Raw genomic sequence first — 23,972 nt, forward strand, 5'->3', positions numbered from 1 at the left:
GCTTCCGTGGTTTCGGGGCGCGGTCAGGCAAGGCCGAGTTCGCGCAGGCTGACGGCGGTCGCGGTGACGGCGTCCTCGCTCGAGCGCGGCGTCCAGCCGAGGACGGTGCGGGCCTTGGTGCCGTCGACGTGGCGGACCACGTCGAGGTTGCCGGTGATCTCGCCCAGGCGTGGGACGAACCGGGCGGCGACGCGCACCAGGGGGCTGGGCAGCGGACGGGTGACGACCTTGCCGCCGGCCGGGCCGAGCCGCTCGCGCAGGGTCCGGGCGATGTGCCGGAAGGACACCGCGTCGCCGGCCGTCGCGATGAACCGCTCGCCTGCCGCCCGCGGGCTGGTCATCGCCAACAGGTGCAGGTCGGCGACGTCCCGCACGTCGACGACCGCGGCCGCGAGGTTCGGGACCCCGGGCATTCCGCCGTCGAGCATCTGCTTGATGATCCCCAGCGAGCTGGAGATGTCCGGGCCGAACGCCGGTCCGAAGATCCCCACGGGGTTGACCACCGCGAGTTCCATCGCCCCGCCTTCACGTTCCATGAAGTCCCACGCCGCGCGCTCGGCGAGCGTTTTGGACTTGATGTAGGGCGCGACGCCGGGCCCGGACAGGTCGGTCCAGTCGCGCTCGGTGAACGCGCGGGTGGTGGCGGGGTGTCCGTAGCCGATCGCGGCGAACGACGACGTCACCACGGTCCGCGTGACTCCGGCGTCGCGCGCCGCCCGGAGCACCCGCAGTGTCCCTTCGCGGGCGGGGACGATCAGCGCGTTCTCGTCCTTCGGCGCGGCGGCGGGGAACGGCGAGGCGACGTGCAGGACGTGGTCGCAGCCGTCGGCCGCGCGGGCCCAGCCGTCGTCGGCGGTCAGGTCCGCGACCGCGAACGACAGCCGGTCCACCCCGCCGTCCTGGCCTGACGCCCCCGCCGCGGCCCGGACCGCCGCCACGTGCTCGCGGACGACTCCCTGTTTCGCGGCCGATCTGACCGTGGTGCGCACGCGGTGGCCCTGGTCGAGTAGTCGCGCGATGCAGTATGCCGCGAGGAACCCGCTTCCCCCGGTCACCAGGACCTGCTGCCCGCCCATCCCCCGCCTCCTCGGCTCGTTACCCGGACGTCGACCACGTTAGTGGAAGAAAAACGTGTTTTCGACAACGGGGTTTCGATGGTGGGGTTCCTGGGCGGGCGGCCCCCCGGCCGCCCGCACGGGGGGGTCAGGGTTTGAGGCGGGGGAAGAGGGTTCGGGCGTTGGCGGTGGTTAGGGTGCGCCAGGTGCCGCCTTCGGGGGGTGGGGAGGCGGCGTCCAGGGAGGCGATCTGGGTGGCGACGGCGGGGGCCGGGGTCCAGCAGAAGTCGCTGCCGTACAGGGCGCCGCGGGTTCCGAAGGCGGCCGACAGGGCGGCTGCCTGGTTGGGGAAGGGCGTGCCGGCGAGGTCGAACCACTGGCGCGCCAGCTGCGCGGGCACGGATTCCTGGTCGGCGGTGCCGCCGAGCAGGAGTGTGCGGAACATCTCGATGCGGTCGGCGAGGAGCGGGAGGGTGCCGCCGCAGTGGGTGAGGATCCAGTTGATGCGCGGGTAACGGGTGAACACGCCGGTCAGGGCGAGGTCGGTCGCGGTCCGTGTGGTGTCGAACAGGAACTCGAGGACCGGGCGGGGCCGTCCCGAGGTGAGCGCCTCCGCGCCGGGCGGGGACGTCGGGTGGACGAACACCGCGGCGGCTCTGCGGTCGAGCTCCGCCCACAGGGGCTCGTAGGCGGCGTCGCCCAGGTAGCGGCCGTGGGCGTTGCTCTGCAGGACGACGCCGTCGCTGCCGAGCTCGTCAAGGGCGAAGACGGCTTCGGCGAGGGAGCCTTCGACGTCCGGCAGCGGCAGTGACGCGAAGTGCCCGAACCTGTCCGGGTGGTCGGCCACGACGCGCGCCCCGGCGAGGTTGACCTCGCGCGACAGGGCCCGCGCGGCGGCGTCGTCGCCGAAGTGGGTGCCCGGTGAGGAGATCGACAGCAGCGACACGGCGATGCCGTGCTCGTCCATGACGCGCAGGTGCGCTTCCTGGCTCCATGACGGGTAGGCGGGCATCCCGTCGGGGTTGACGTGTCCGGCCGCGCGCGCCGCCGCGACGTAGGCGTCGGTGACGAAGTGGGCGTGGACGTCGATCAGCGGGTCGCTCACGCGGTGTCCCCCTTGACGGTCAGGGGCCGGCCCGCGCTCCAGGCGCGCAGGATCCGGCCGGTGGCGGTGATGTCGGTGAGCGGGTCGCCGTCCACCAGGACGAGGTCGGCCCGCAGCCCGGGTGCGACGCGCCCCCGGTCGGGCAGCCCGAAGTACCGGGCGGGCAGCGACGTCGCGGCGTTCAGCGCTTCGGCGTTGCCGAGGCCCGCCTGGACGAGCAGGTCGAGTTCGTGCTGGAGGCCGCCCGCGTGGGCGACCGGCGGGAACGGCATGGGCGCGGAGAACGCGTCGGTGCCCGCCAGGACCGGGACTCCCGCGGCGTGCAGGGCGGTGACGCTGTCGCGGCTGTTCCCGTACAGCGCGGCGGGCAGGCCGAGACCGTTGACGACGGCTTCCATCATCGCCAGGGTCGGCACCGCGACCTGGCCGTGCTCGACCATCCGCGCGATGGTCTCGTCGTCGAGGACGGCGTCGCGCGGCACGTGGGTGACGACGTCGGCTCCGGCGCGTACCGCGCGCTGGTAGGAGTCGAGGGAGGAGGCGTGCGCGATGGTGAGTTTGCCGTGCGCTTTGCCTTCGGCGATGAGCGCGTCGATGATCTCCTGGCTGAGCAGGTCGTCTTCGATGACGACCTTGATGTAGTCCGACCCTTCGGCGACCCGCCGCGCGACGAACCCCGCGGCCTGCCCGGGCGCGGTGATGATCGCGTCGTCGGGCATGCCGAGCATGCGTGAGTGGTTGCCGCCGGGTCCGATGGCCGGGACGCCCGCGCTGCGGATGTCGGGGACGCCGCCGCGGAAGGACTCGACGCGCTGGTGCGGCCAGCACGCCATGTCGAGCGCGGTGGTGATCCCCCAGGCGGCGAGCGCGGTCATGTCGTCGCCGGTCAGGAGGTGGACGTGGGCGTCGAACAGGCCGGGCAGCAGCGTGGCCCCCGCCCCGTCGACGGTCTCGCCGGCCTCGGCGCCCTCGCCGATGACGTCGCCGACGATGGTGACGGTCGTCGCCTCGGTGAGGCGCGCGCCGTCGAACACGCGGACGTCGGTCAGCACTGTCGTTTCGGTCATGCGTCCTCCTTGCCGGTGCGGGCGAAGCCGGTGAACTGGGCGAGCGCGGCGGGGTCGTCGACGGCCTCGCGGCCCGCGACGTCGTCGAGCCGCGCGCCCTGCAGGAGCCGTTTGACCGGGATCTCCAGTTTCTTGCCGGTGCGGGTGTGCGGCAGGACGGGCACGGCGATGATCTCGTCCGGGACGTGCCTGGGCGAGGCGCGGGTGCGCAGTTCCTGGACGATCTCCTTGCGGACGTCGTCGGTGAGCTCATACCCGTCGGCCATGACGACGAACAGGGGCATCCAGTAGCCGCCCTCGGCGAGCTCCACCCCCACGACCAGGCTTTCGGCCACCGACGGGAGCGCGTCCACGACGGCGTAGATGTCGGCACTCCCGAGCCGGACCCCTTGCCGGTTGAGGGTGGCGTCGGACCTTCCGGAGATGACGAGTCCGCCGTTGGACGTCACCGTCACCCAGTCGCCGTGCCGCCACACCCCTGGCCACCATCCGAAGTAGGCGTCCTTGTAGCGGGTGCCTTCGGGGTCGTTCCAGAAGTACAGGGGCATCGACGGAAGCGGCCGCGTCACGACGAGTTCTCCTACCTCGCCCGTCACGGGCTTGCCTTCGCCGTCCCACGCGGCGAGCGCCACGCCGAGCAGAGGCGCGGAGATCTCTCCCGCGTACACCGGAAGGGTGGGTGCGCCGCCGGCGAACCCGCTGACGATGTCGGTGCCTCCGCTGGTGGAGGCGACCTGCACGTGCGGGCCGACGGCGTCGCGGACCCACGGGTAGGACGCGGCGGGCAGCGGCGCGCCGGTGCAGCCGAGGGTCCGCAGGGCCGACAGGTCGAGGTCGCGGCCCGGGGTGAGCCCTGCCCTCGCGCACGCCTGGAGGTAGCCGGGGCTGACGCCGAGGACGTTCACGCGGTGCCGTGCGGCGGCCGCCCACAGCCGTGCCGGGGTGGGGTGGGCGGGTGCGCCGTCGTACAGCACGACGGTCGCGCCGAGGAGCAGCCCGGACGCGACGAGGTTCCACATCATCCAGTTGGGCGTGGTGTACCACAGCATCCGGTCGCCCTCGGACAGGTCGAGGTGCAGGCCGAGCAGCCGGTGGTGGTCGAGCACGACGCCGCCGTGCCCGTGGACGATGCCCTTGGGCGCGCCGGTCGTCCCGGAGGAGAACAGCACCCACAGGGGCGCGTCCGCGTCGAGCTGCGCGAACTCCGGCTCGGCGTCCCCCGCGATGGTGTCTTCGTAGGCGACGCCGTCGTCGGGGCGCGGCAGCCCGAGGACTGGCACGTGCACGGTCGCGCGCAGGTTCGGCAGCCCCGCGGCGAGTTCGGCGACCTCGCTCCTGCGGTCGTACTCCTTGCCGTTCCACCGGTACCCGTCGGCGGCGACCAGGACGACGGGGTCGAGCTGGGCGAAGCGCGCCGCCGCGCCGGACGCGCCGTAGTCCTGTCCGCACGCCGACCAGACCGCGCCGACGCTCGCCGCGCCGAGGAACGCGATGATCGCGTGTTCGGTGTTGGCGAGGTAGCCGACGACCCGGTCGCCGGGGCCGACGCCTTGGCCGCGCAGCCACGCGGCGAACGCGCCGACCGCGCGGCGCAGCTCACCCCACGTGACCTCGGTGACGGTCCCGTCCTCACGCTCGGCGATCAGCGCGACGGCGTCGTCAGCGCCGTGCCGCAGGGCGTGTTCTGCGTAGTTCAGCCGCGCGCCGGGCAGCCACCGCGTGCCCGGCATGGGCGCGTCGTCGACGATCGCGGTGTGGGGGGTGCTGGAGCGCAGGTCGAAGAAGTCGTAGACCGCGCTCCAGAACCCGGCGAGGTCGTCCACGGACCACTGCCACAGGGACCGGTAGTCGGGGAACGGTGTGCCGGTCCGCTCGGCCGCGAACGCGGTGAACCCGGCGATCCGGGATCGGGCCGCGACCCGCGGGTCGGGCGTCCAGATGGGGGTGCCGCTCACGCGCCGCTCGTCCCTTCGCCGTGCGCGCCGGTCATGAGCGCCGCGAGGTCCTCGGGGGCGAGGAACGACGGGGGCGGCGGCGCGCCCCACGCGAACAGCGACTTGGCGCCCTCCCAGATGCCGGGCTTCCACAGGGCGTCGTCCACGATGCAGTCCAGGTCGGAGTAGTACTCCGAGAAGTTGCCCGCGGGGTCCTTCAGGTACCAGAAGAAGTTCGACCCGACGAAGTGACGGCCGAGCCCCCACACGTGCCGGGACGGGTCGGCCTCCAGCATGGCGCTCGCGCCGCGGCCGATCTCGTCGATGTCGTCGACCTGCCATGAGGTGTGGTGCAGGAACGCCAGCGGGGCCTGCTGGACGAGCACGTTGTGGTGGTCGGTCGAGCAGCGCATGAACGCCGCCAGGCCCGGGGAGGAGTCGGACACCTTGAAGCCGATCCCGTCGGTGAAGAACCGCTGCGAGGTCTCCTGGTCGGTCGAGCCGAGCACGACGTGGCCGAGCTTGCGGGGCCGTACCTTGTCCTCGCGCAGGATGCCCGGCGCGCGCTCGCCCGGGCGGGCGACGTTGCCCGGCGCGTTGTAGGGTCCGGGGGTGAACGGGGTCTGCTCGCAGCGCGGCGCGATCTCGACCCGGACGGTGACGCCGGTACCGGGGTCGACCGCCGACACCGAGGTCTCGGCGCGCCTGACGGGCACGCCGAGCGCGGTGAGGGAGGCCGCGACGCGGTCGAGGTCGTCGGGGTCGTCCGCGCCGACGCCGAGGTCGAGCAGCCGCCGGGTCGGCGAGTGCGCGATCTTCAGCTGCTCGCCGCCGTCGACGGTCGACAGCACGTTCGGGGACGCCTGCGACGGCGTCAGCCCGAACTCGGCGTAGTAGGCGGCGGTCGCGGCGACGTCGGGCACGCCCATGACGATCTGGGTGAGACGGTGCAGTGACATGGCGGGGTGGGATCCTTCCTCAGGGTTCCGCGCGGGACGCACGGCGTCCCGCGCGCGTGTTCAGGTCAGGTTCGGGAGGAGACGGCGATGGGCGACGACGAGGGCGGGGGCGCGTGGACGCTGCGGCTCACGCCCGCCGAGCCGGTGACGGTGGAGCCCGCGAGCGCCGCCGCGACGATCGAGGCGGCGCTCGCGCGGCTGGGTCCCGGCCCGGTGGCGTGGACCGTCGCGCTCGGCGAGGACATGGCGCGTGAGATCGTCACGCGGGTGCCCGACCACGGCACCGACCGGCTGTCGCTGCGGACGCTGCGGATGGGCACCGAGTCGGCGGTCCTGCGGATCCTGCTGCGGCTCGCCGGGGTGCGGGCCGCGCCCGTCACCGACGAGGCGCTGGAGGGCGGGCGTGACTTCGCGCGGCGCGGCATCCCCCTCGACAAGGTGTTGCGCGGGGTGCGGCTCGGCCACGCGATCGCCGCCCGCGCGTTCGCCGACGAGATCCGGGTGCTGGTGCCGCCGGCCGAGCAGGCCGAGGTGATGAGCCGGACGTCGGAGGCGACGTTCGAGTTCATCGACGGTTTCGCCTCCCGGCTGGCCGACGCCTACCTCGCCGAGCACGAGCGGTGGATGGCCGGTGCGGCCGCCGTGCGGCGTGAGACCGTCCAGGCGATCCTCGCCGGTGAGGGCGTGGACGCCGCGACCGCGTCGCAGGACCTCGGCTACCCGCTGGGCGGCGAGCACCTCGCGCTGACGGCGTGGACCGAGGACCCGGCGCTGGCCGACGCGGGCGCGGCCCGCCTCCACCAGGTCGCGGTCGACCTCCTGCGCCGCAGGGGCTGCGCGACGACCCTCGTGGTGCCGACCGGCCGCACCGCCCTGTGGGCGTGGGGGACGCCCGGCAAGGGCCGGATCCCCCAGGGGTCGTCCGAGGTGCCCGAAGGCGGCGGCGTGCGCGTCGCGGTGGGCGCGCCGCGCGTCGGGCTCGACGGGTTCCGCCGCTCCCACCAGGACGCGCTGCGGGTCGCGCGGGTCGTCGGCGTCTCCCCGCACCTGGTCGTCGCCGACCACGCCGAGGCGGGGCTCGTCGCGCTGATGTGCGAGGACATGGCGGGGCTGCGCGCGTTCGTCGGCGACGAGCTCGGCCCGCTCGCCGACGACACCGCGCAGGCCGCCCAGCTGCGCACGACGCTCCTGCACTACCTGCGCGGCGAGCGCAGCCTCGCCGCGGCGGCGGCGCAGGTGCACGTCGCGCGCAACACCGTCACCTACCGGGTCAACCGGGCAAGGCAGCTGCTCGGCCATGACATCTCCCATCGCCGGTTCGAGGTGCACGCCGCGCTGGAGGCGGCGCACCTGCTCGGCGACGCCGTCCTGCGGCGCGCCGACGGGCTCAGATCAGCGGAGTGATCTGCTCGGCGACGCCCAGCAGCGCCCGCCCGTACAGCTCGGTGGACACCGCGGGGTTGACGATGGCGTGGCGGCTGCTGGTCTCCTGGTCGCGCCAGATCCGCTGCAGGGCGTTGGCCTCGGCGAAGCTGCCCGCGCCCTGCACGCTGAGCAGGATGTCGAGGGCTTCGCGGGAGCGGCGGGCGACGTAGCCGGTGTCCATGCGGGCGCGGGCGCGGCTGGTCAGGTCCATCTGGGTCGCGGCCTTGGCGTGGGCGTCGATGTCGTCGGCGGCGCGCAGCAGGTGCAGCTCGGCGGTGTCGATGAGCTGGACGGCCTCGGCGAACTGGTTCTGCACCAGCGACGCCTCGGACGCCTTGTCGAAGAAGGTGTAGGAGATGCCCCTGCCCTTGGCCAGGGACGCCGCGACGATCTCCTGTCCGGCGCGGGCCATGCCGACCTGCGGGCCCGCCAGGACGAGCGCGAGGACGGGGACGAGCGCCGAGCGGTGCAGCGCGCCGGCCTCGTCGCCGACCGGGTAGTTCCCCTCGACGGCCTGGGTGACCGACAGGATCCGGTGGGAGGGCACGAAGACCTCGTCGGCGACGAGGGTGTTGCTGGCGGTGCCGCGCATGCCGGCGACGTGCCAGGTGTCCTCGATGGTCAGGTCGCTGATCGGGATGAGGGCCGCGCCCTGGTCGATCTGCGCGCCGGAGGCGTCGACGACGGGGATGCCGAGGCTCGCCCAGGTGGCGTGCATGCAGCCGGACGCGAACCCCCACCGGCCGGTCACGACGAGGCCGCCTTCGACGGCGCGGGCGGTGGCGCTGGGCGCGAGGACGCCGCACACGCGGGCGTTCGGGTCGGCGCCGAACACCTCGTCCTGCGCCTGGCGCGGGTACAGGCCGACCAGCCAGTTGCACACGTTGACCAGGGTCGCCACCCACGCGGTGGAGCCGCAGCCGCGCGCGAGCTGCGCCGACATCTCCACGAACTCGCGGATCGACACCTCCTCGCCGCCGTAGACGGCCGGGATGGTGATCCGGAACAGGCCGGCCTCGGTGAGGGCGTCGATGTTCTCCTGGGCGACCCTGCGGTCGTTCTCGGTGCGCGCGGCGTTCTCGCGCAGGAGCGGGACCAGGGCGGCGGCGCGCTCGGCGGGGCTCTGGCCCGTCGCGGTCGGGGCGGTGGCGGTGCTCGTGACGGTCATGGGTGCCTCCTCGTTGAGGGGTGGTCTGCGAGGTTTCCAAGGGGTGGTGCGGCGCGGCTCACATCGGCGGGCCTGTGAGCGATTCCACGCCTACTCGCGCGGGATGTCGTGATGCCCGAGCCGCAGGATTCGGCCGGGTCGTTGGTCTGCGGGGCCAAACCGCGGCGCGCCTTGGCCCGCCAGGCCAAGGCGGGGGTGTGGATCTGGTCCGGCGGACCATGGGAGTCGCCGGGTGTGGCGCGGTTCACTGCGAGACGAGGCGGGCAGGCGGCCCGCCGCAACACTTGAGGAGGACCGCCATGACCACCCCGACCGCGACAGCTTCCCTCGACGCCGTCGACCCCGCCGACTACCGGCGGGTGCTCGGCAAGGTGCCCACCTCGGTGTGCGTGGTGTCGGCCATGACGCCGGACGGGCCCGTCGGCGTCACCGTCGGCAGTTTCACGTCGGTGTCACTGGACCCGCCGCTCATCGTGTTCTACTGCGGCGCTTCGTCGGCGAGCGCGGCGTCGATCGCGTCGGCGGGCAGGTTCTGCGTGAACGTCCTGTCGGAGGGGCAGCATGACGTGTGCTCGGCGTTCGCGGGCCGCGCCGCCGACCGCTTCACCGCCTGCTCGTGGGAGACCGGCCCGAACGGCGCGCCCCGGCTCGACGGCGTGGCCGCCTGGATCGACTGCGACGTGGAAGCCGTGCACCCCGCGGGCGACCACGTCGCGATCCTCGGCCGGGTCCGCTCCCTGGAGTCCGGTCCCGCCGCCCGGCCCCTTGTCTTCTTCCAGGGCCGCCTCGTCCCCCTCGACCGCACCCGCCTGCGGTCGGCGACGACCGAGCCTTTCGCCTGGTGGAACGCCTGACCCCGTCGCGCGGGCCGATCAGCGCGGCCACGACGAGCGCTGAGATGGTCAGCATCCGTCGCCGACGGCGCTTGGGGCGGGCTGGGGCGTCGGCGTCGCCGGCTCGTCGCCCGTGGTCGTGGTCATGGTGTCGATCCCTTCTCCGTGGGGGGCAGTGCGCCGCCGAGCACGGACGGCACGAGTCGTTCGGCGTAGGCGCGGTCGATGGGGCTGCCGGTGACCAGCAGCCGGTAGTAGAGCGCCCCGGTGTCCGGGACCTCGACGTCGTCCATAGCGAAAAGAAACCCTGCCGCACAACGCGCGGGCCGCCCGGTGGCGTTGCCTGCTTAGTTGGGGTGGTGGCGGTAGGTGGTGGGTGGGGTGCCGGTGAGGCGTTTGAAGGCGACGCTGAGGGCGCTTTCCGAGCCGTAGCCGACGGAGTGGGCGATGGCGGCGAGGGTGGCGGTGCCGTCGCGGAGCTGGCGGGCGGCGAGTTCGATGCGCCAGCGGGTCAGGTATTCCAGGGGGCCTTGGCCGACCGTGGTCTTGAAGCGGGCGGCGAGGGTGGAGCGGGAGACGGCGGCGGCGTCGGCGAGGTCGGCGACGGTCCAGGGGCGGGCGGGGTCGCGGTGCAGGGCGGTGAGGGCCGCGGCGACGACGGGGTCGGCGAGTCCGGCGAGCCATCCGGACACCGCGTGCTGCTCCCGGGCCAGGTGCAGGCGCAGCACGTGGACGAGCATGACGACGGCGAGGTGTTCGGCGACGAGCGTCGCGGCCATGGGCCGTGCGGTGAGTTCCCGGTCGATGGCGTCCAGCGCCCAGCGGACGGTCTCGGCGTGCGGGGTCGCGGCGGGCAGGTGGACGAGTGGGGGCAGCCGGTCGAGGAGGAGGTCCTGGGCGCGTGCGCCGAAGGAGAACGCGCCGCCGATGAGGAACACCTCGTCGCCGTCGCCCGCGCGGGCCGTGCCGTTGTCGGCGCGGGTGAACAGGGGTTCGGCGGGGACGGGGGTGACGTCGGGGTGGCTGCGCAGGGTGAAGGGGCGGGGGCGGGTGAGGAGGTAGCAGTCGCCTTCGGCGAGCGGGACCGGCGCGTCGAGGCCGTCGACTTCCAGGAGGCAGGAGCCGCGGCGGACGGCGTTGAACTTGACGGCTTCGGGGGCGGTGAAGCGCACGGCCCAGCGGCCGCCCGCGCGCAGTCCGGCCGACAGGCGGGCGCGCGGCTCCAGCAGGGTCAGCACATCCTCGAGCGGATCCATGACCACCCCCGGTTGGACGTTCGCTAAAGATAGGCGGACTTTCGATTATAGAGCGTCCAGGATCGGGGTCGTAGCGTGGAGGCATGACAGCGAACCAGAACCCAGTGACCACGCCGTTCTCCGCCGAGGCGAGCGCGGCCGAGGTGATCGAGGGCGTCGATCTCGCCGGGCGGCACGCGGTCGTCACCGGAGGGGCGTCGGGGCTCGGCGTCGAGACGGTCCGGGCGCTGGCGACGGCCGGGGCCGACGTCACCATCGCCACCCGCCGCCCGGACGCCGCGCGGGCGCTCATCGCGGACCTGTCGGCCGTCGAGGGCGCGGGACGGGTGCGCGCGCGGGCGCTCGACCTGGCCGACCTCGCCTCGGTGGACGCCTTCGCGCGCTCGTGGCGGGGACCGCTCGACATCCTCGTCGCCAACGCCGGGATCATGGCGCTTCCCGGGCTGACCCTCACCCCCTACGGGTGGGAGACGCAGCTGGCGACCAACCATCTCGGCCACTTCGCCCTCGCCGTCGGCCTGCACGGGGCGTTGCGGGAGGCGGGCGGGGCGCGGATCGTGGTCGTCAGCTCAGGGGCGCACCGGGGCGCGCCGTTCGACTTCGCCGACCCGCACTTCGCGCGCCGTCCCTACGACCCGTGGGCGGCCTACGGCCAGTCCAAGACCGCCGACGTGCTGTTCGCGGTGGGCGCGGGCCGCTGGGCGGCCGACGGGATCACCGCGAACGCCGTCAACCCCGGCTACATCCTCACCGGCCTGCAACGCCACGTCGACGACGCCACGATGCGCGCGTTCGGCGTCCTGGACGACGAGGGCAACCTGAAGCCCCTGCCCTACTACAAGACGCCCGAGCAGGGCGCGGCCACCTCCGTCCTGCTGGCGGCCTCCCCGCTGGTGGAGGGCGTGACCGGCCGCTACTTCGAGGACAACCAGCAGGCCAGGGTCGCCGACCCGGCCGACGAGTCCCCCGGCGGCGTCGCCGCGCACGCCCTGGACCCCGCCTCCGCCGACCGCCTATGGACTTACGCCACCACGACCCTGCACGCCCGCTAGCGCAGCATGGGTAAACGGCCTCGGCGAGAGCAGGGGCCCGCCCCCGATGGGGCGGGCCGGGTGGGCTAGAGGGCGAGGGCGCGGGTGTAGACGCCGGGGGTGGTTTCGCCGCGGATGGTGTAGGCGGCGGTGACGTTGGCGGTGCCGGGGCACAGGAAGCTGCTGCCGGACTGCTTGGACAGGGACTGGTTGATGGTGACGTCGAGGTCGGCGTTGTTGAAGCCGTTGGCGGTGACGGTCCCGGCGTAGATGCAGGTGATGTTGAAGACGCTGACGACGGCGCGGACGCGGAAGCCCTGGATGGTGACGGTGCCGTCGCGGCCGCCGGGTCCGGCGGTGGTGGAGTCGAACGATCCGCCGGTCCACGGGAGGTTCTGGGCGGTGACCGTGGTGTCGCCGCAGTCGGTGAAGGTGGCGGCGGAGATGGTGAGCGCGCCGCCGCTGGTGACGGACCCGCCGAGGGTGGAGGAGGTGCAGGTGCCGCCGCCGAGGGAGGTGGTGACCGAGGCGGTGCCGTTGAGCGCGCCCTGGACGCCGCCGGAGTAGACGGTCCCGGTGGCCGCGTCGAGGACGGGGGTGGCGGCGTGAGCGGGGGTGGCGAGGGCGAGCGCGGCGACGGTCGCCGCGCCGATCGTGACGGTCTTGCGAAGAGCGTTCACGTTGGCTCCTTAGTCGGGGTGGGATGCCACAGCGAACGTAAAAAACCCTGACAAACCGGTCAATAGGCGAAACTTCTTCATCTCCGACCGGAATATGACACGGTTTCGCGTTTACCGACCAGTAGGCGCACCCCGCGCCCCACCACCCCCGCACGCACTCGCCCGAACCTGTGGTGCGCGCCGCGCGATCATGGGAGCCGGGCGCTCGTGGCCGCGAACGTCGAGTCCTGCGGGCCGAGGGCCGGGGGGAACCCGTGCGACGGCGTCGTTGGCGTCAGCACGAGTCTTGAGCCTGGGCTCAGCGGGTCCAACGGACGGGCCCGGGCGGCGGTTCCCGCCTCACACGAGGGCGCGGCGGGCGGCGACGGCCTGGGCGGTCTCCTCGGTGACGAGGTCGGCGTTGAGGAGGGCCGCGGCCAGGGCGGCGGCGGAGGCCGCCGCGCCGACCTGGGCGGTGGGGTCGGTGGCGTTGCCCGCGACGTACAGGCCGGGGACGTCGGTGCGGCCCATCGCGTCGGCGGGCAGGTGGGTGGCCATGCCGCTCGGGTGGGTCTGGGGGGTGAGGCCGAGGGGGGCGAGGAAGTCGGCGCGGACCTCCATGGGCGCGCCGACGGCGACGGCGTCGCGGGCATGGAGGGTCCCGTCGGCGAGGCGGAGGCCGGTGAGGCGTCCGTCGCGGCTCTCCACGGCGGTGACCTCGCCGTCGATGACGGGGATGTCACGCGCGGCGAGCTGTTCTGCCTGCTCGGGGGTGGGCGGCGCGGCGGTGTGGGTGAACAGGGCGACGTCCGCGCTCCACTGGCGGAACAACAGCGCCTGGTGGACGGCCATCGGCCCGACGGCGAGAATGCCGATGGGCTTGTCGCGCACTTCCCAGCCGTGGCAGTAGGGGCAGTGGATGACGCCGTCGCCCCACTGTTCGCGCAGGCCGGGAAGGTCGGGCAGGGTGTCGGTGACGCCGGTGGCGACAAGGACGCGGCGCGCGGTGAGGGCGCGGCCATCGGCGAGGGCGACGGAGAACGCGCCGCTGGTTCCGGTGACGGCGGTGACGTGGGCGTCGATGAGGCGGCCGCCGTAGGAGCGGACCTCGGTGCGGCCGAGGGCAAGGAGCTGGGCCGGGCTGAGGCCGTCGCGGGCGAACAGGCCGTGGACGGCGGCGGCCGGCGCGTTGCGTGGCTGGCCCGCGTCGATGACGGCGACGGCGCGGCGGGCGCGGGCGAGCATGAGCCCGGCGGACAGGCCCGCGGCTCCCCCGCCGATGACGACGGCGTCGTAGGTGTCGGGTGCGGTGAGCTGGTCGTTCATGTCGTGTACCTCCACGCGCCAAGAGTGCGCCAGAGGCCGTCGGGGGAGCAAACTTCATTGCCGGTATGGCAAACTCGAGGGATGGATGAGGACATGGACCGCGCGCTTGAGGCCGTCGGCCCCCGGCTGCGGGCGCTGCGGCGTGAGCGGGAGCGGACCCTGACGGAGCTGGCGGCCGAGACGGGCATCTCGGTCAGCACCCTGTCGCGCCTGGAGTCCGGCGCGCGCAAACCGACCCTCGAGCTGCTGTTCCCGCTGGCCCGCGCCTACGGCGTCACCCTTGACGAGCTCGTCGACGCGCCCCCGACGGGTGATCCGCGCATCCATCTGCGGCCCGTCGTGCGCGACGGGATGACGATGCTGCCGTTGACCCGCCGCGCCGACGGCATCCAGGCGTTCAAGCTGGTGATCCCCGCGGGGGCGGGCCGCGACGAGCCCGACCCGAGGACGCACGAGGGGTATGAGTGGCTGTATGTGCTGAACGGGCGGCTGCGCGTGGTGCTCGGCGAGCATGATCTCGTGCTCGCGCCGGGTGAGGCGGCGGAGTTCGACACGCGGGTGCCGCACTGGTTCGGCACGGCCGACTCGGGCGGGGTGGAGTTCCTGTCGCTGTTCGGCCGCCAGGGCGAGCGGGCGCACCTGCGGGCCCGTCCCAAGGGTCGGGCTTGACCTTGACACGGTGGCAGGGCCTTCACTGGTGCCCAGGAGGTGACCGTGACAGAACACCAGGAAACAGACCTCGCGCTTCGGGCGCTGGACAGCGGCACGGCGTCGGTGCGGCTGCGGGCGGCGCTGGCGGTCGGCACCGCCCCCGACGCGCGCTTCGTCGAGCCGATCGTCGGCAGGTGCGCGGTCGAGCCGGACTTCTTCGTGCGGGACATGCTGACGTGGGCGCTGACCCGGCACCCGGCGTCGCTGACCGTGCCCCGGCTCGTCGCGGAGGTCGGCGCGGGACGGGCGCAGGCGCGCAGCCAGGCGCTGCACACCCTGTCCAAGATCGGCGACCCTGCGGCGTGGCCAGCGATCACCGCGGAGCTGCTCGCCGACGCCGACGACGAGGTCGCGCGCGCCGCCTGGCGCGCGGCGGTCGTGCTCGTGCCGGAGGGTGAGCGGGCCGGGCTGGCGGCGGCGCTGGTCCGTCAGCTGGGGAGGGGCGGGCGTGAGACCCAGCTGAGCCTGAGCCGCGCGCTGGTCGACCTCGGCGACGCCGCCGCCCCTGCGGTGCGCGCGGCGGCGACGAGCCCCGATCCGGGGGTGCGGCGGCACGCGATCGCGACCGAGCGGCTGATCGAGGACCCCGAGGCGGGGTTCGAGTTCGCGATCGAGGAGGCCAAGCGCGTCATGGCGCTCGGCGTCGAGTGAGAGGTGGCCTGCGGTGCTGATCGGTGATGTGGCGCGGCGCTCGGGCGTCAGCGCCCGCATGCTGCGGCACTATGAGTCGCTCGGCCTGGTGCGGCCCACGGGCCGCACCGGCGCGGGCTACCGGGAGTACTCCGGCGCGGACATCCGGCGGATCTTCCACATCGAGAGCCTGCGCTCTTTGGGGCTTTCCTTGCGTGAGGTCAAGCGCGCGCTGGACGACCCGGCCTTCCGCCCGTCCGAGCTGGTCGACGACCTCATCGGTCAGACGCGTCGGCGGATCGCCGACGAGACCGAGTTGCTCACCCGGCTCCGCCGGATCGGCGCGGCCGACCCCGAAGGGTGGGAGGACGTCCTGCAGATCGTCGCGCTCCTGCACGCCCTCGGCTCCGACAGCGCCGACCGGCGGCAGCGCGCGGCCCTGTCCTCGGCCGAGGACGTCCCGGTCGAGGCCCTGGTCGAGGCGGTCCTGACCGAATCCGACGTGAGCGTCGCCGGGGCGCTGCGCTGGGCCCTGGCCCGCGCCGGAAGCGCCGCACTCCCCCTGCTCGCGCCCGCTTTGGCCTCCTCCGACCCCGCGGTCCGCGAACGCGCTGTCAAGTCCGTCGCGGAGATCCCCGGCCCCGAGGCCACGGCCCTGCTCCGCGACGCCCACACCGCGCCCGACCCCGTCGTCCGCAAACACGCCGCCCTGGCCCTGGCCGCCCGAGGGGTCCCCGACCCGATCCCCACCCTCATCACCATGATCCTCACCGAGGACAGCGACGCCGACGCGGCCGACGCCCTCGCCGCCCTGGCCACCACCCCAGCCCTGGCCGCCCAGATCACCACGACCCTCACCACCCACCTGGCCTCCCCCGCCACCGACCCGCGCACCCGCCAACGCCTCACCCAGGCCCTCGGCGACATCCCCGGCGACAGGTCCACCCAAGCCCTCAAATCCCTCACCACCGACGAGGACCGCGCCGTGGCCCTCACCGCCACCTACCTCCTCACCCTCCGCCCCTGACCCACCGCCGCACCCGGTCAGGACCGTAGTCCCTGCCGGCAGTGGCTTCACCGAGACCGCTGTCGTCCGTGCGCGGTTCGTGCTGCGGCAGCACGAGGAAGGGCGCGTGAAGGACGGTGAGACGACCCTGCGGTACTCCCTCGGCCGCCCCTCACCTGACGATCACTGGGTCATCTACGACGTCGCGGAGCCGTGAGGCGGGGCGGGCGTGGCGCTCGGCCGACGTGTGACGCCGCGTTTCCGGGCCCCGGCGGGTGGGGTCAGGGGGCTTGGGGTGGGGTGGGTGGGGGGGCGGCGAGTTGGGCGTCCATGGCGGTGCGCAGGTCGGTGATGAGGGTTTCGACCTGGGTCAGGAGGGTGGGGGGGTAGGCGGACATGACGGCGTCGACGCGGTCGGACAGGGGGCCGAAGAACTCGTCGGCGAGGTGCTGGACGCGTCCGCTGCCACGCAGCGTGACGATGCGGCGGTCGGTGTGCTCCCGGGTCCGGACGACGTGTCCTGCCTGTTCCAACCGGTTGAGCAGGGCGGTGGTGGCCCCTGAGGACAGGGCGATGCGTTCGCTGAGCCGGGCCGGGGACAGGGGCGTGCCGCGTTCTTCCGCGCCGAGGATCTCGATGAGGGCTTCGGCGTCGGTGGAGTGCAGGCCGAGCCAGGCGGCGAACCTGCGGCTGAACTCGCGGTAGGTCGCGCCGTAGCCGCGCAGGTTCATTCCCTCGATCATCGGGGATCTGGACGCCGGGTCCGCGCAGGCGCAGTGGATTCAGGAGTCCTACGCGATCGTCTTCGCGGCGCTGCTGCTTGTCGTCGGGCGGGTCGCCGACATCGTCGGGGCGCGGCGCGTGTTCGTCGCGGGGGTCGTGGTGTTCGGCGCGACGAGCGTCCTGGCCGGGCTCGCCCCGGGCGGCGGGCTGCTCATCGTGGCGCGGTTCCTGCAGGGGGCGGGGGCGGCGATGCTGCTGCCGACGTCGCTGGCGCTGCTGAACGCCAACTTCACCGGCAAGGCGCGCGGGCAGGCGTTCGCGGTGTGGGGGTCGACCATCGGCGCGGCGGCGGCGCTCGGGCCGCTGCTGGGCGGGTGGCTCGCCGAGCACGCCTCGTGGCGGTGGGCATTCGGCATCAACGTGCCGCTCGCGGTCGTCATCGTCCTCGGCGTCCTGGCCTGGGTCGCGCCGTCGCCCCGCACGGGCGGCCGTCTCGACGGGGTCGGCGCGGTCCTGTCGGTGCTCGGCCTCGGGCTGCTGGCCTTCGGGCTGGTCGAGGGACGCACCTACGGCTGGATCGAGACAGTCCGTCCGCTCGAGGTCGGCGGGCTCACGTGGGACGGCGGGATCTCGCCCGTCCTTGCCGCGCTGGTCGGCGCGGTCGTCGCGCTCGGCGCGTTCGTGTGGCGGCAGGCGGCCCTGCGGCGCGGCGGGAGCGCGGACAAGGCGCTGATGGACGTCGGCCTGTTCTCCCGGGCGTCGTTCCGCAACGGCAACATCGCGACCCTCATCATCGGCCTCGGCGAGTTCGGGATCGTGGCGGTCCTGCCGCTGTGGCTCCAGTTCACCCTCGGCTACAGCGCCCTGCAGTCGGGCCTGGCGCTGCTGCCGGTCGCGATCGGCAGCTTCATCGCCAGCGGCGCGAGCTTCGGCATGGCGGGCAGGGTGTCGGCGCTGTCGATGCTGCGGCTCGGCCTCGCCCTCGAGGTCGCCGGGCTCGCCGCGCTCGCGGCCCTGGCCTCCACGGGCAGTTCCTGGTGGTCGATCGCGCTGATCCTGTGCGTGTACGGCGCGGGGGTGGGGTTCGCGACGGCGCAGGTCACCAATGTGGTCCTGCACGCGATCCCCGAGAGCAGCGCCGGGCAGGCGTCCGGCATCCAGAGCGCGTTCCGTCAGCTCGGCTCGGCGCTGGGCATCGCGATCCTCACCACGGTGTTCTTCACGACCCTGAACACGCGGGCGCACGAGGAGCTCAAGGACGCGGGGGTGCCCGTGGCCCAGGCCGTCCAGTACGGCCGTGTGATCACCGACAGCGCGGGCGCGGCCATCGAGGGGTTCGCCGCAGAGCCTCAGACCCGTGCGGTCGCCGAGGCCGGGCGCACCGCCATGACCGACGGCGTCGGGCTGGGCGGCTGGCTCGCCGCGGGCTTCGTGCTGCTCGGCCTGATCGCCACGATCCGCATCCCCAAGGCCGCGCCCGACGGCTCGACCGTCCCCCAGCCCGTCCACGCGTGACCGCGCGAACCCTGGCCCCCGAGGGGTCAGGGTTCGCGGGAGCGGCGGTAGATGACGGCGAGGTCGACGGCGGCGATGAGGGCGGTGACGCCGGTGATGACGGCGATGATCCAGGGGGCCGCGCCGGGGCCCGCGCCCTGTGCGCCGCGCACGGCGAACACGACGCAGACGATGAGGGCGGCGACGAGCGCGACGGCGGACAGGGCGGCGCGCAGGCCCAGGGCGCTGCGGGCGTTGACGGGTTCGGTGCCCGCCCGCCGATGAGTACTTCGATGTTGTTCGTCGGGTTCATTCATATGGTTCCGGTTTCCTCTGTTGTGTTGGTGAAACCGGGTGTTCGGGCTTGACGTCGGCGCGGGCCGCGCTTGACCCGGCGATGGCGCGTGGCGGGGAGGTTCCCCTTAGCGGGTGACACGCTCGCCTTGCCGACACGGGGGACATGATGGACGCGGTGGACTTCGGCGCGGTCTTCGACGCCATGCCGATCCCGACGGCCATCCTCGCCCCCGACGGGACGCTCCTCACGGTGAACCGGGCGTTCGAGCGGGTCACCGGGCGGCCCCGCGACCAGGTCCTCGGCCAGAAGATCTTCGAACGGTTCCCCAGCGGCCCGACCGGGCAGGGCGAGGCGATCATCCGCGCGTCCCTGGCCCGGGTGGTGGCCGAGCGGCGCGTCGACGTGCTCCCGCTGCTGCGCTACGACCTGACCTCGCCCGAGGGCGTGATCGAGGAGCGGTACTGGTGCCTGATGAACGCCCCAGTCCTCGACGAGCACGGCGAGGTCCGCTACATCATCCACCGGGGCGAGGAGGCGACCGCGTTCGTCCACCGGGTCAGGGCGCGGACCACGACCGGCGACGGCGTCCTTTACGGGCTTGAGGCGCGTCTACAGGTCATCGAAGCCGACCTGTACGCCCGCACGGCCGAGCTCCAGGCCGAGCACCAGCGGCTGCGCGGCGCGCGCGAGCGCGACACCCGCGACGCGGCCCAGCTGCGCCGGGAGATGGAACGCCAGCGCAAGGCCGTCGCCGACACCTCACACGACCTGCGCGGCCCGATCACGGGCCTGCAGACCCGGCTGCAGGTGGCGTTGGAGGACCCGCTGGCCGATCCGCAGGACATCCTGCGGGCGGCGCTGCTTGACGCCGAGCGGCTCGGCGCGATCGTCGCGGACCTGCTGGAGCTGGCGCGGCTCGACGCGCGGGAGCCGACGAGGACCGAGCCGGTGGATCTGGCGGAGATCGTCGAGGCGTGCCTGGCGCACCGCACCCGCACCGAGCCGAAGGTCGACACCCACCTGGAGCGCGGCGTGGTCGTCACGGGGTCGCCGGTGCGGCTGGCGCGGCTGGTGGACAACCTGCTGGCCAACGCCGAGCGGCACGCGGCGTCGCGGATCGAGGTGACGCTGGCGGTGGAGGACGGGCACGCGGTGCTCGGGGTACGCGACGACGGGCCCGGCATCCCTCCGGAGGACCGTGAGGCGGTGTTCACCCGCTTCTACCGGCGTGCCGACGCGCGCGCCTCGGACCCGTCGGGGACGGGCCTGGGCCTGGCGATCTCGCGTGAGGTCGCGCACGCGCACTCCGGCACCCTGCATGTGGCCGACGGCGACGGCGGCGCGCACCTTGTGGTGCGGATTCCGCTGCGTGAGCGTCCCTAGCGCTGGAACCCTGCGGTGATCTCGGTGAACTCCCAGCGTTTCTGGGGGACGCCGCCGCAGTCGCTGACGACGTCGCCGCCGCCCTGCGGGCATGGCCTGTCGCGGTTGACCGACCAGAACGACAGCCGCCCGAGGCCCCGGAACGACGCCCAGTCGCGCACCCGCGTCCAGATCTGCGGGGTGGTGATCTCGCCGTCGTCGGAGACGCCGTTCATGCCGGACACGCCGCTCATCCGCCAGGCGGTGGCGTCGTCCCAGCCGTGGATGTCCGCGAGGCGCGTCTTGAGGTCTTCTGCGGCGGCGACGGTGTCGGCGTACATGTCGGCGCTGCCGCCGAAGTTGAACGGCATCACCGTGTAGTTGTCGACGGGGACCTCGAGGGCGGCGGCGTGTTCTAGGAGCCGCTGCCCCCACTTGTCGAGGCCCTTCTTGTCGGTGCTGGTGGTGATGATGAGGGCGATGTCGGGGTTGGCGGCCTTGACGATCTTCATCCCCTTGAGGATGAGGTCCTGGACGGCGGCGCTGCGCAGCTCGTCGTCGTTTTCGATGTCGAAGTCCAGGGCGGTGGGGGCGTAGGCGTCGACGACCTTCTGGACGGCGGCGGCGTAGTCCTCGGGGCTGCCGCACAGGGGTCCGAGTTTGCGGCCGGACCAGCCGCCGAACGACACGTGGACCTGTCCGCCGGCGTCCTTGATCGCCTGGGCGGCGGCGGCCTCGGGCCCGCCGGCGAGGGGGCGGCGGCCGTCGAAGGCGACCTCGCATCCGCCGTCGGACAGGGCGAAGGCGAGGGTGAAGGCGGTGATGCCGGTGGCGTCCATGACCTTGGCGACCTGCGGCGGTTTGCCCCAGCCCAGGTGCAGGTAGGGGGCGGCGGCGATGCGCGGCTCGGCCGGCCCGCTCGGGGTGGGCGTGGCGGCGGGCGGGGGGACCTTGGCGGCCGGGTCGTCCTCGCCGACGGCGGCCAGGACCCCGACGCATAGCACCCCCGCCGTGACTCCCGCGGCGATGCCGATGCCCAGGTGGACGCCCCTCATGCGCTGACTCCTCGGATGCCTTCGTGCTCCCCGCCGCGTGGTCGGGGCCGTCCCCGTCGCGTCCCCGGGGAGCGTCCGCCCAAAGCCTAGAGGGCGCGCGGCCCCAAGGGCGCACGGAGATCCGTCCCGGTTCGCCGTGTTTCCTGGACGGGATCGCGGGGAGAGTGCACATTGTCACTCTGGGTGACGAACGGAAGGGGTCAGGATGCGGGTCGTAGTCATCGGCGCCACGGGCAACCTCGGACTCAGCACGATGCGGGCGCTGGCGGACGAGCCGGCCGTCACCTCGCTGCTCGGGGTGGCGCGCCGCCGCCCCGACCTCGACATCCCCGGGGCGGGCTGGGCCCGCGCCGACATCACCCGCGACGCCCTCGACCCGCTCCTTTCCGGGGCGGGCGTCCTCATCCATCTCGGCTGGTCGTTCCATCCGATGCGCGATCCGGTCGCGACGTGGCGGACGAACGTGCTCGGCACGGCGCGGGTCCTGCAGGCGGCGGCCCGCGCGGGCGTCGGCGCGATCGTCTACGCCTCCTCGGTCGCCGCCTACGCGCCCGGCCCGCCGGAGCGGCGGGTCGCCGAGGACTGGCCGACGTTCGGCTACCCGACCTCGGCCTACAGCCGCGAGAAAGCCTACGTGGAACGCCTCCTCGACGGGTTCGAGACCGACCGGCCCGACATCCGGGTCGTGCGGATGCGGCCGGGGCTGGTGTTCGGGCGGCACGCGGCGTCGGCGCAGCGGCGGATCTTCGCAGGTCCCCTGCTGCCGACGATGCTGCTGCGTCCGGGCCGGGTGCCGGTGGTGCCTGACGTGCCGGGGCTGCGGTTCCAGGCGCTGCACTCCGCCGACGCGGGCCGTGCGTTCGCGCTGGCGGCGCTGCGGCCGGTGCGCGGCCCGTTCAACCTGGCGGCCGAGCCCGTCCTGGACGCGGCGGCGATCGCGGCGGTGCTGGGGGCGCGCACGGTCCGCACGAGCGCGGCGGCGGTCCGCGCGGCGCTGGCGGCGGCTTACCGGCTGCGGCTTGCTCCGGCGGGTCCTGATCTTTTCGACCTGGTGATGCGGCTGCCGTTGATGGACACCGAGCGGGCGCGCGCGGAGCTGCACTGGGAGCCGGTGCACACGGCGGCTTCGGCGTTGCCGGAGCTGATCGAGGGGTTGCGTGCGGGCGCGGGCGAGGCGACGGCGGTGCTGCGGCCGTCGTCGGCTCCGGGGCGGGTGCGTGAGCTGTTCTCGGGGGTGGGCGGGTGAAGGCCCGGTAGATCTCCCGTTGGGGCGGGCCGGAACGGGGTAGGGCACCCATATGGACGAAGAGGACAAACGACGCGATAAGGACGATAAGCGCAGGTCAGGTGAGGCCGGGGACAGGTTCTTCGCCCCCGTCACCCGCGGCGGCGACGCCAGGGGCCGCACGATCCCCGCCGAACGCGACAAACCGGGGATCAGCGGCACCGGCGTCCCCGGCGTCACCAGGCCGGCCCCCAACACCGGGCGCGCCGACGAGAGCGGCGTGCGCGACGCCGAGCGGCACGACGACAGCCGCGTCCACCCCCGCCCCTACGACCGGCCCCACCACCGGCCCCACGACAGGAAGGCACGCGACGATGGACAAGAGCGGTAACAAGCACGGCGTCCGCCTTGACGAGGAGATGAGCCGGGAGTCCGAGCCGCTGACGCGCGGCGCGGACCCGCCGCACACCCGCCCCTGGGACTACCCGGAGCCCATCGACACCGACTCCGGCCGCGACCCGACGGCGACCCTCAACGACCGGGGCGGCTCACCTCCCGGCATCACGCCGCGCGACGTGCAGGAGCGCAGCACGTTCGCGTCGCTGCTGGCGGGGGTGCGGTATCCGGCGACGCCGGGCGCGCTGGCCGAGCACGCCAGGGAGGCGGGCGGCCCGGACTACGTGGTGGACCGGCTGTCGCATCTTCCCGACCGGTCTTATGGGGCGCTGCCCGAGGTCGTGCGGGGCCTGGGCATCGGCCATGAAGACCGCCGCGTGTAGGCGGCGGGGATGAGCCGCGAACGCGACACCCGGCCGCTGGCCGACCGGCGCGCCGAGATGGGCGCGCCGCAGGAGGAGGACGAGCCGGACTTCGCCGAGGAGCACGCGCCTGGCCCGTCCTTCCCGCCGATCGCCCCCGCCGACGGCCCCGGCGGCCAGGACGAGGGCTACGAGCCGCAGACCCGCGTGTGAGACGCGCCGCCCGCGCCGGGCGGCGCGGGCGGGTTCGTAGACTCAAGGGCATGGACCTGGCGAAGATCGAGGCGTTCCTGTTCGACATGGACGGGACGCTGGTGGACTCCGACGCCTCGGTGGAGCGGTCGTGGGCGGTGTGGTCGGGTGAGTTCGGCGCGCCGCTGGAGCGGGTGCTGGCCGTCGCGCACGGCAGCCCGTCGGACGTGACGATCCGCGGCCTGTTCCCGGCGTGGAGCCCGGCCGAGGTGGCCGCGGCGGCGGCCCGGCAGCTGGAGTTGCAGTACGACGACCTGTCCGACGTGGTCCCCACGCCCGGCGCACTCGACCTGCTCGCCCGCTTGGGCGAGGTCGGGACGCCGTGGGCGGTGGTCACCAGCGCCGACCAGCGCCTTGCCAAGGCGCGGCTCGGCGCGTGCGGGATCGTGCCGCCCCTGCTGGTCACGGTGGACGAGATCAGCAGGGGCAAACCCGACCCCGAGGGGTTCCTGCGGGCGGCGGCCGACCTGGGCGTCGCGCCGGGCCGCTGCCTTGTGGTGGAGGACTCCGCGCCGGGGATCGCGGCGGGCCGGGCGGCGGGCTGTGCCGTCGCGGCCCTGAAGGGCCTGCACGCCGACCTGGACCTGACCGGCGGCCTCCCCGACCTCCTGGCGCTCCTTCCGGCCTAGCTGGCTGTAGG

General features: G+C 73.8%; 26 protein-coding genes. 13 read left to right on the top strand and 13 right to left on the bottom strand.

The features are described from left to right. Positions 1-23 precede the first annotated feature (23 nt). The 5 genes from R9X44_RS29520 to R9X44_RS29540 form a co-directional block, all read right to left on the bottom strand. Positions 24-1,076, bottom strand: a complete 1,053-nt coding sequence (locus R9X44_RS29520) for an aldehyde reductase (RefSeq protein WP_319817602.1) — start codon at positions 1,074-1,076, stop codon at positions 24-26. 127 nt (positions 1,077-1,203) lie between these two features. Continuing rightward, a complete protein-coding gene (locus R9X44_RS29525) occupies positions 1,204-2,160 on the bottom strand; it encodes an amidohydrolase family protein (RefSeq protein ID WP_319817603.1) in 957 nt (318 codons plus the stop codon). After that, positions 2,157-3,227: an amidohydrolase family protein gene (locus tag R9X44_RS29530; RefSeq protein ID WP_319817604.1), complete on the bottom strand. Its 1,071-nt coding sequence runs from the start codon at positions 3,225-3,227 to the stop codon at positions 2,157-2,159. Before R9X44_RS29530 ends, R9X44_RS29525 begins: the two co-directional genes overlap by 4 nt. Continuing rightward, positions 3,224-5,182 (bottom strand): acetoacetate--CoA ligase, encoded by a 1,959-nt coding sequence (locus tag R9X44_RS29535; protein WP_319817605.1) that lies wholly within the window; start codon positions 5,180-5,182, stop codon positions 3,224-3,226. The genes R9X44_RS29530 and R9X44_RS29535 overlap by 4 nt, the downstream gene beginning before the upstream one ends. Further along, entirely contained in the window at positions 5,179-6,120 is a 942-nt protein-coding gene (locus R9X44_RS29540; protein WP_319817606.1) for a VOC family protein, read from the bottom strand. The genes R9X44_RS29535 and R9X44_RS29540 overlap by 4 nt, the downstream gene beginning before the upstream one ends. A gap of 87 nt (positions 6,121-6,207) precedes the next feature. Here R9X44_RS29540 and R9X44_RS29545 point away from each other — a divergent pair, with 87 nt between their 5' ends. Beyond that, positions 6,208-7,524, top strand: a complete 1,317-nt coding sequence (locus R9X44_RS29545) for a PucR family transcriptional regulator (protein ID WP_319817607.1) — start codon at positions 6,208-6,210, stop codon at positions 7,522-7,524. On the opposite strand, the gene R9X44_RS29550 is transcribed toward R9X44_RS29545, so the two are convergent. Then, positions 7,508-8,713, bottom strand: a complete 1,206-nt coding sequence (locus R9X44_RS29550) for an acyl-CoA dehydrogenase family protein (RefSeq protein WP_319817608.1) — start codon at positions 8,711-8,713, stop codon at positions 7,508-7,510. The two genes, R9X44_RS29545 and R9X44_RS29550, sit on opposite strands and share 17 nt — an antisense overlap. A 299-nt stretch (positions 8,714-9,012) precedes the next feature. On the opposite strand from R9X44_RS29550, the gene R9X44_RS29555 reads away from it, so the two are divergent. Next, positions 9,013-9,567: a flavin reductase family protein gene (locus R9X44_RS29555; protein WP_319817609.1), complete on the top strand. Its 555-nt coding sequence runs from the start codon at positions 9,013-9,015 to the stop codon at positions 9,565-9,567. A 122-nt stretch (positions 9,568-9,689) separates the two neighbouring features. Here the strand turns inward: R9X44_RS29555 and R9X44_RS29560 are convergent, their stop codons facing one another. Further along, a complete protein-coding gene (locus tag R9X44_RS29560; protein WP_319817610.1) occupies positions 9,690-9,839 on the bottom strand; it encodes a hypothetical protein in 150 nt (49 codons plus the stop codon). 54 nt (positions 9,840-9,893) lie between these two features. Beyond that, on the bottom strand, positions 9,894-10,802 hold the full coding sequence (locus R9X44_RS29565) for an AraC family transcriptional regulator (RefSeq protein WP_319817611.1): 909 nt from the start codon (positions 10,800-10,802) through the stop codon (positions 9,894-9,896). Positions 10,803-10,885: 83 nt separating this feature from the next. Between R9X44_RS29565 and R9X44_RS29570 the strand changes: the two genes are divergently transcribed. Then, the gene (locus tag R9X44_RS29570; RefSeq protein WP_319817612.1) at positions 10,886-11,854 is read left to right on the top strand and encodes an SDR family NAD(P)-dependent oxidoreductase; all 969 of its coding nucleotides are present in this window, start codon (positions 10,886-10,888) and stop codon (positions 11,852-11,854) included. A gap of 65 nt (positions 11,855-11,919) precedes the next feature. Here R9X44_RS29570 and R9X44_RS29575 read toward each other — a convergent pair whose 3' ends face one another. Beyond that, positions 11,920-12,513, bottom strand: coding sequence for a hypothetical protein (locus tag R9X44_RS29575; protein ID WP_319817613.1), 594 nt, complete (start codon positions 12,511-12,513; stop codon positions 11,920-11,922). A gap of 339 nt (positions 12,514-12,852) precedes the next feature. Next, positions 12,853-13,833: an NAD(P)/FAD-dependent oxidoreductase gene (locus R9X44_RS29580; protein ID WP_319817614.1), complete on the bottom strand. Its 981-nt coding sequence runs from the start codon at positions 13,831-13,833 to the stop codon at positions 12,853-12,855. Positions 13,834-13,899: 66 nt separating this feature from the next. Between R9X44_RS29580 and R9X44_RS29585 the strand changes: the two genes are divergently transcribed. The 3 genes from R9X44_RS29585 to R9X44_RS29595 are packed head-to-tail and all read left to right on the top strand — an operon-like array spanning position 13,900 to position 16,186. Beyond that, positions 13,900-14,487, top strand: coding sequence for an XRE family transcriptional regulator (locus R9X44_RS29585; protein ID WP_319817615.1), 588 nt, complete (start codon positions 13,900-13,902; stop codon positions 14,485-14,487). 45 nt (positions 14,488-14,532) lie between these two features. Then, a complete protein-coding gene (locus R9X44_RS29590) occupies positions 14,533-15,180 on the top strand; it encodes a HEAT repeat domain-containing protein (protein WP_319817616.1) in 648 nt (215 codons plus the stop codon). A 13-nt stretch (positions 15,181-15,193) separates the two neighbouring features. Further along, positions 15,194-16,186: a HEAT repeat domain-containing protein gene (locus R9X44_RS29595; RefSeq protein ID WP_319817617.1), complete on the top strand. Its 993-nt coding sequence runs from the start codon at positions 15,194-15,196 to the stop codon at positions 16,184-16,186. Between the two features lie 260 nt (positions 16,187-16,446). On the opposite strand, the gene R9X44_RS29600 is transcribed toward R9X44_RS29595, so the two are convergent. Next, on the bottom strand, positions 16,447-16,908 hold the full coding sequence (locus tag R9X44_RS29600; RefSeq protein WP_319817618.1) for a MarR family winged helix-turn-helix transcriptional regulator: 462 nt from the start codon (positions 16,906-16,908) through the stop codon (positions 16,447-16,449). 37 nt (positions 16,909-16,945) lie between these two features. Between R9X44_RS29600 and R9X44_RS29605 the strand changes: the two genes are divergently transcribed. Further along, on the top strand, positions 16,946-18,403 hold the full coding sequence (locus tag R9X44_RS29605) for an MFS transporter (protein ID WP_319817700.1): 1,458 nt from the start codon (positions 16,946-16,948) through the stop codon (positions 18,401-18,403). Positions 18,404-18,429: 26 nt separating this feature from the next. Here R9X44_RS29605 and R9X44_RS29610 read toward each other — a convergent pair whose 3' ends face one another. After that, positions 18,430-18,699: a DUF6343 family protein gene (locus tag R9X44_RS29610; protein WP_319817619.1), complete on the bottom strand. Its 270-nt coding sequence runs from the start codon at positions 18,697-18,699 to the stop codon at positions 18,430-18,432. A gap of 143 nt (positions 18,700-18,842) precedes the next feature. On the opposite strand from R9X44_RS29610, the gene R9X44_RS29615 reads away from it, so the two are divergent. Continuing rightward, positions 18,843-20,063, top strand: a complete 1,221-nt coding sequence (locus tag R9X44_RS29615; RefSeq protein ID WP_319817620.1) for a PAS domain-containing sensor histidine kinase — start codon at positions 18,843-18,845, stop codon at positions 20,061-20,063. On the opposite strand, the gene R9X44_RS29620 is transcribed toward R9X44_RS29615, so the two are convergent. Beyond that, complete coding sequence (locus tag R9X44_RS29620) at positions 20,060-21,097, bottom strand: chitinase (protein ID WP_319817621.1); 1,038 nt, start codon at positions 21,095-21,097, stop codon at positions 20,060-20,062. The genes R9X44_RS29615 and R9X44_RS29620 overlap by 4 nt on opposite strands. Positions 21,098-21,302: 205 nt before the next feature. Between R9X44_RS29620 and R9X44_RS29625 the strand changes: the two genes are divergently transcribed. The 5 genes from R9X44_RS29625 to R9X44_RS29645 are packed head-to-tail and all read left to right on the top strand — an operon-like array spanning position 21,303 to position 23,961. Further along, positions 21,303-22,343, top strand: coding sequence for an NAD-dependent epimerase/dehydratase family protein (locus R9X44_RS29625; protein ID WP_319817622.1), 1,041 nt, complete (start codon positions 21,303-21,305; stop codon positions 22,341-22,343). A 52-nt stretch (positions 22,344-22,395) separates the two neighbouring features. Beyond that, positions 22,396-22,713: a hypothetical protein gene (locus R9X44_RS29630; protein WP_319817623.1), complete on the top strand. Its 318-nt coding sequence runs from the start codon at positions 22,396-22,398 to the stop codon at positions 22,711-22,713. Continuing rightward, positions 22,697-23,101, top strand: coding sequence for a DUF2795 domain-containing protein (locus R9X44_RS29635; protein WP_319817624.1), 405 nt, complete (start codon positions 22,697-22,699; stop codon positions 23,099-23,101). The genes R9X44_RS29630 and R9X44_RS29635 overlap by 17 nt, the downstream gene beginning before the upstream one ends. Positions 23,102-23,110: 9 nt before the next feature. Then, complete coding sequence (locus R9X44_RS29640; protein ID WP_319817625.1) at positions 23,111-23,293, top strand: hypothetical protein; 183 nt, start codon at positions 23,111-23,113, stop codon at positions 23,291-23,293. A gap of 50 nt (positions 23,294-23,343) precedes the next feature. Beyond that, the gene (locus R9X44_RS29645; protein WP_319817626.1) at positions 23,344-23,961 is read left to right on the top strand and encodes an HAD-IA family hydrolase; all 618 of its coding nucleotides are present in this window, start codon (positions 23,344-23,346) and stop codon (positions 23,959-23,961) included. Positions 23,962-23,972 lie beyond the last annotated feature (11 nt).

The organism is Actinocorallia sp. A-T 12471, from assembly GCF_033875155.1.
In the GTDB taxonomy this organism is placed as follows: domain Bacteria; phylum Actinomycetota; class Actinomycetes; order Streptosporangiales; family Streptosporangiaceae; genus Actinocorallia.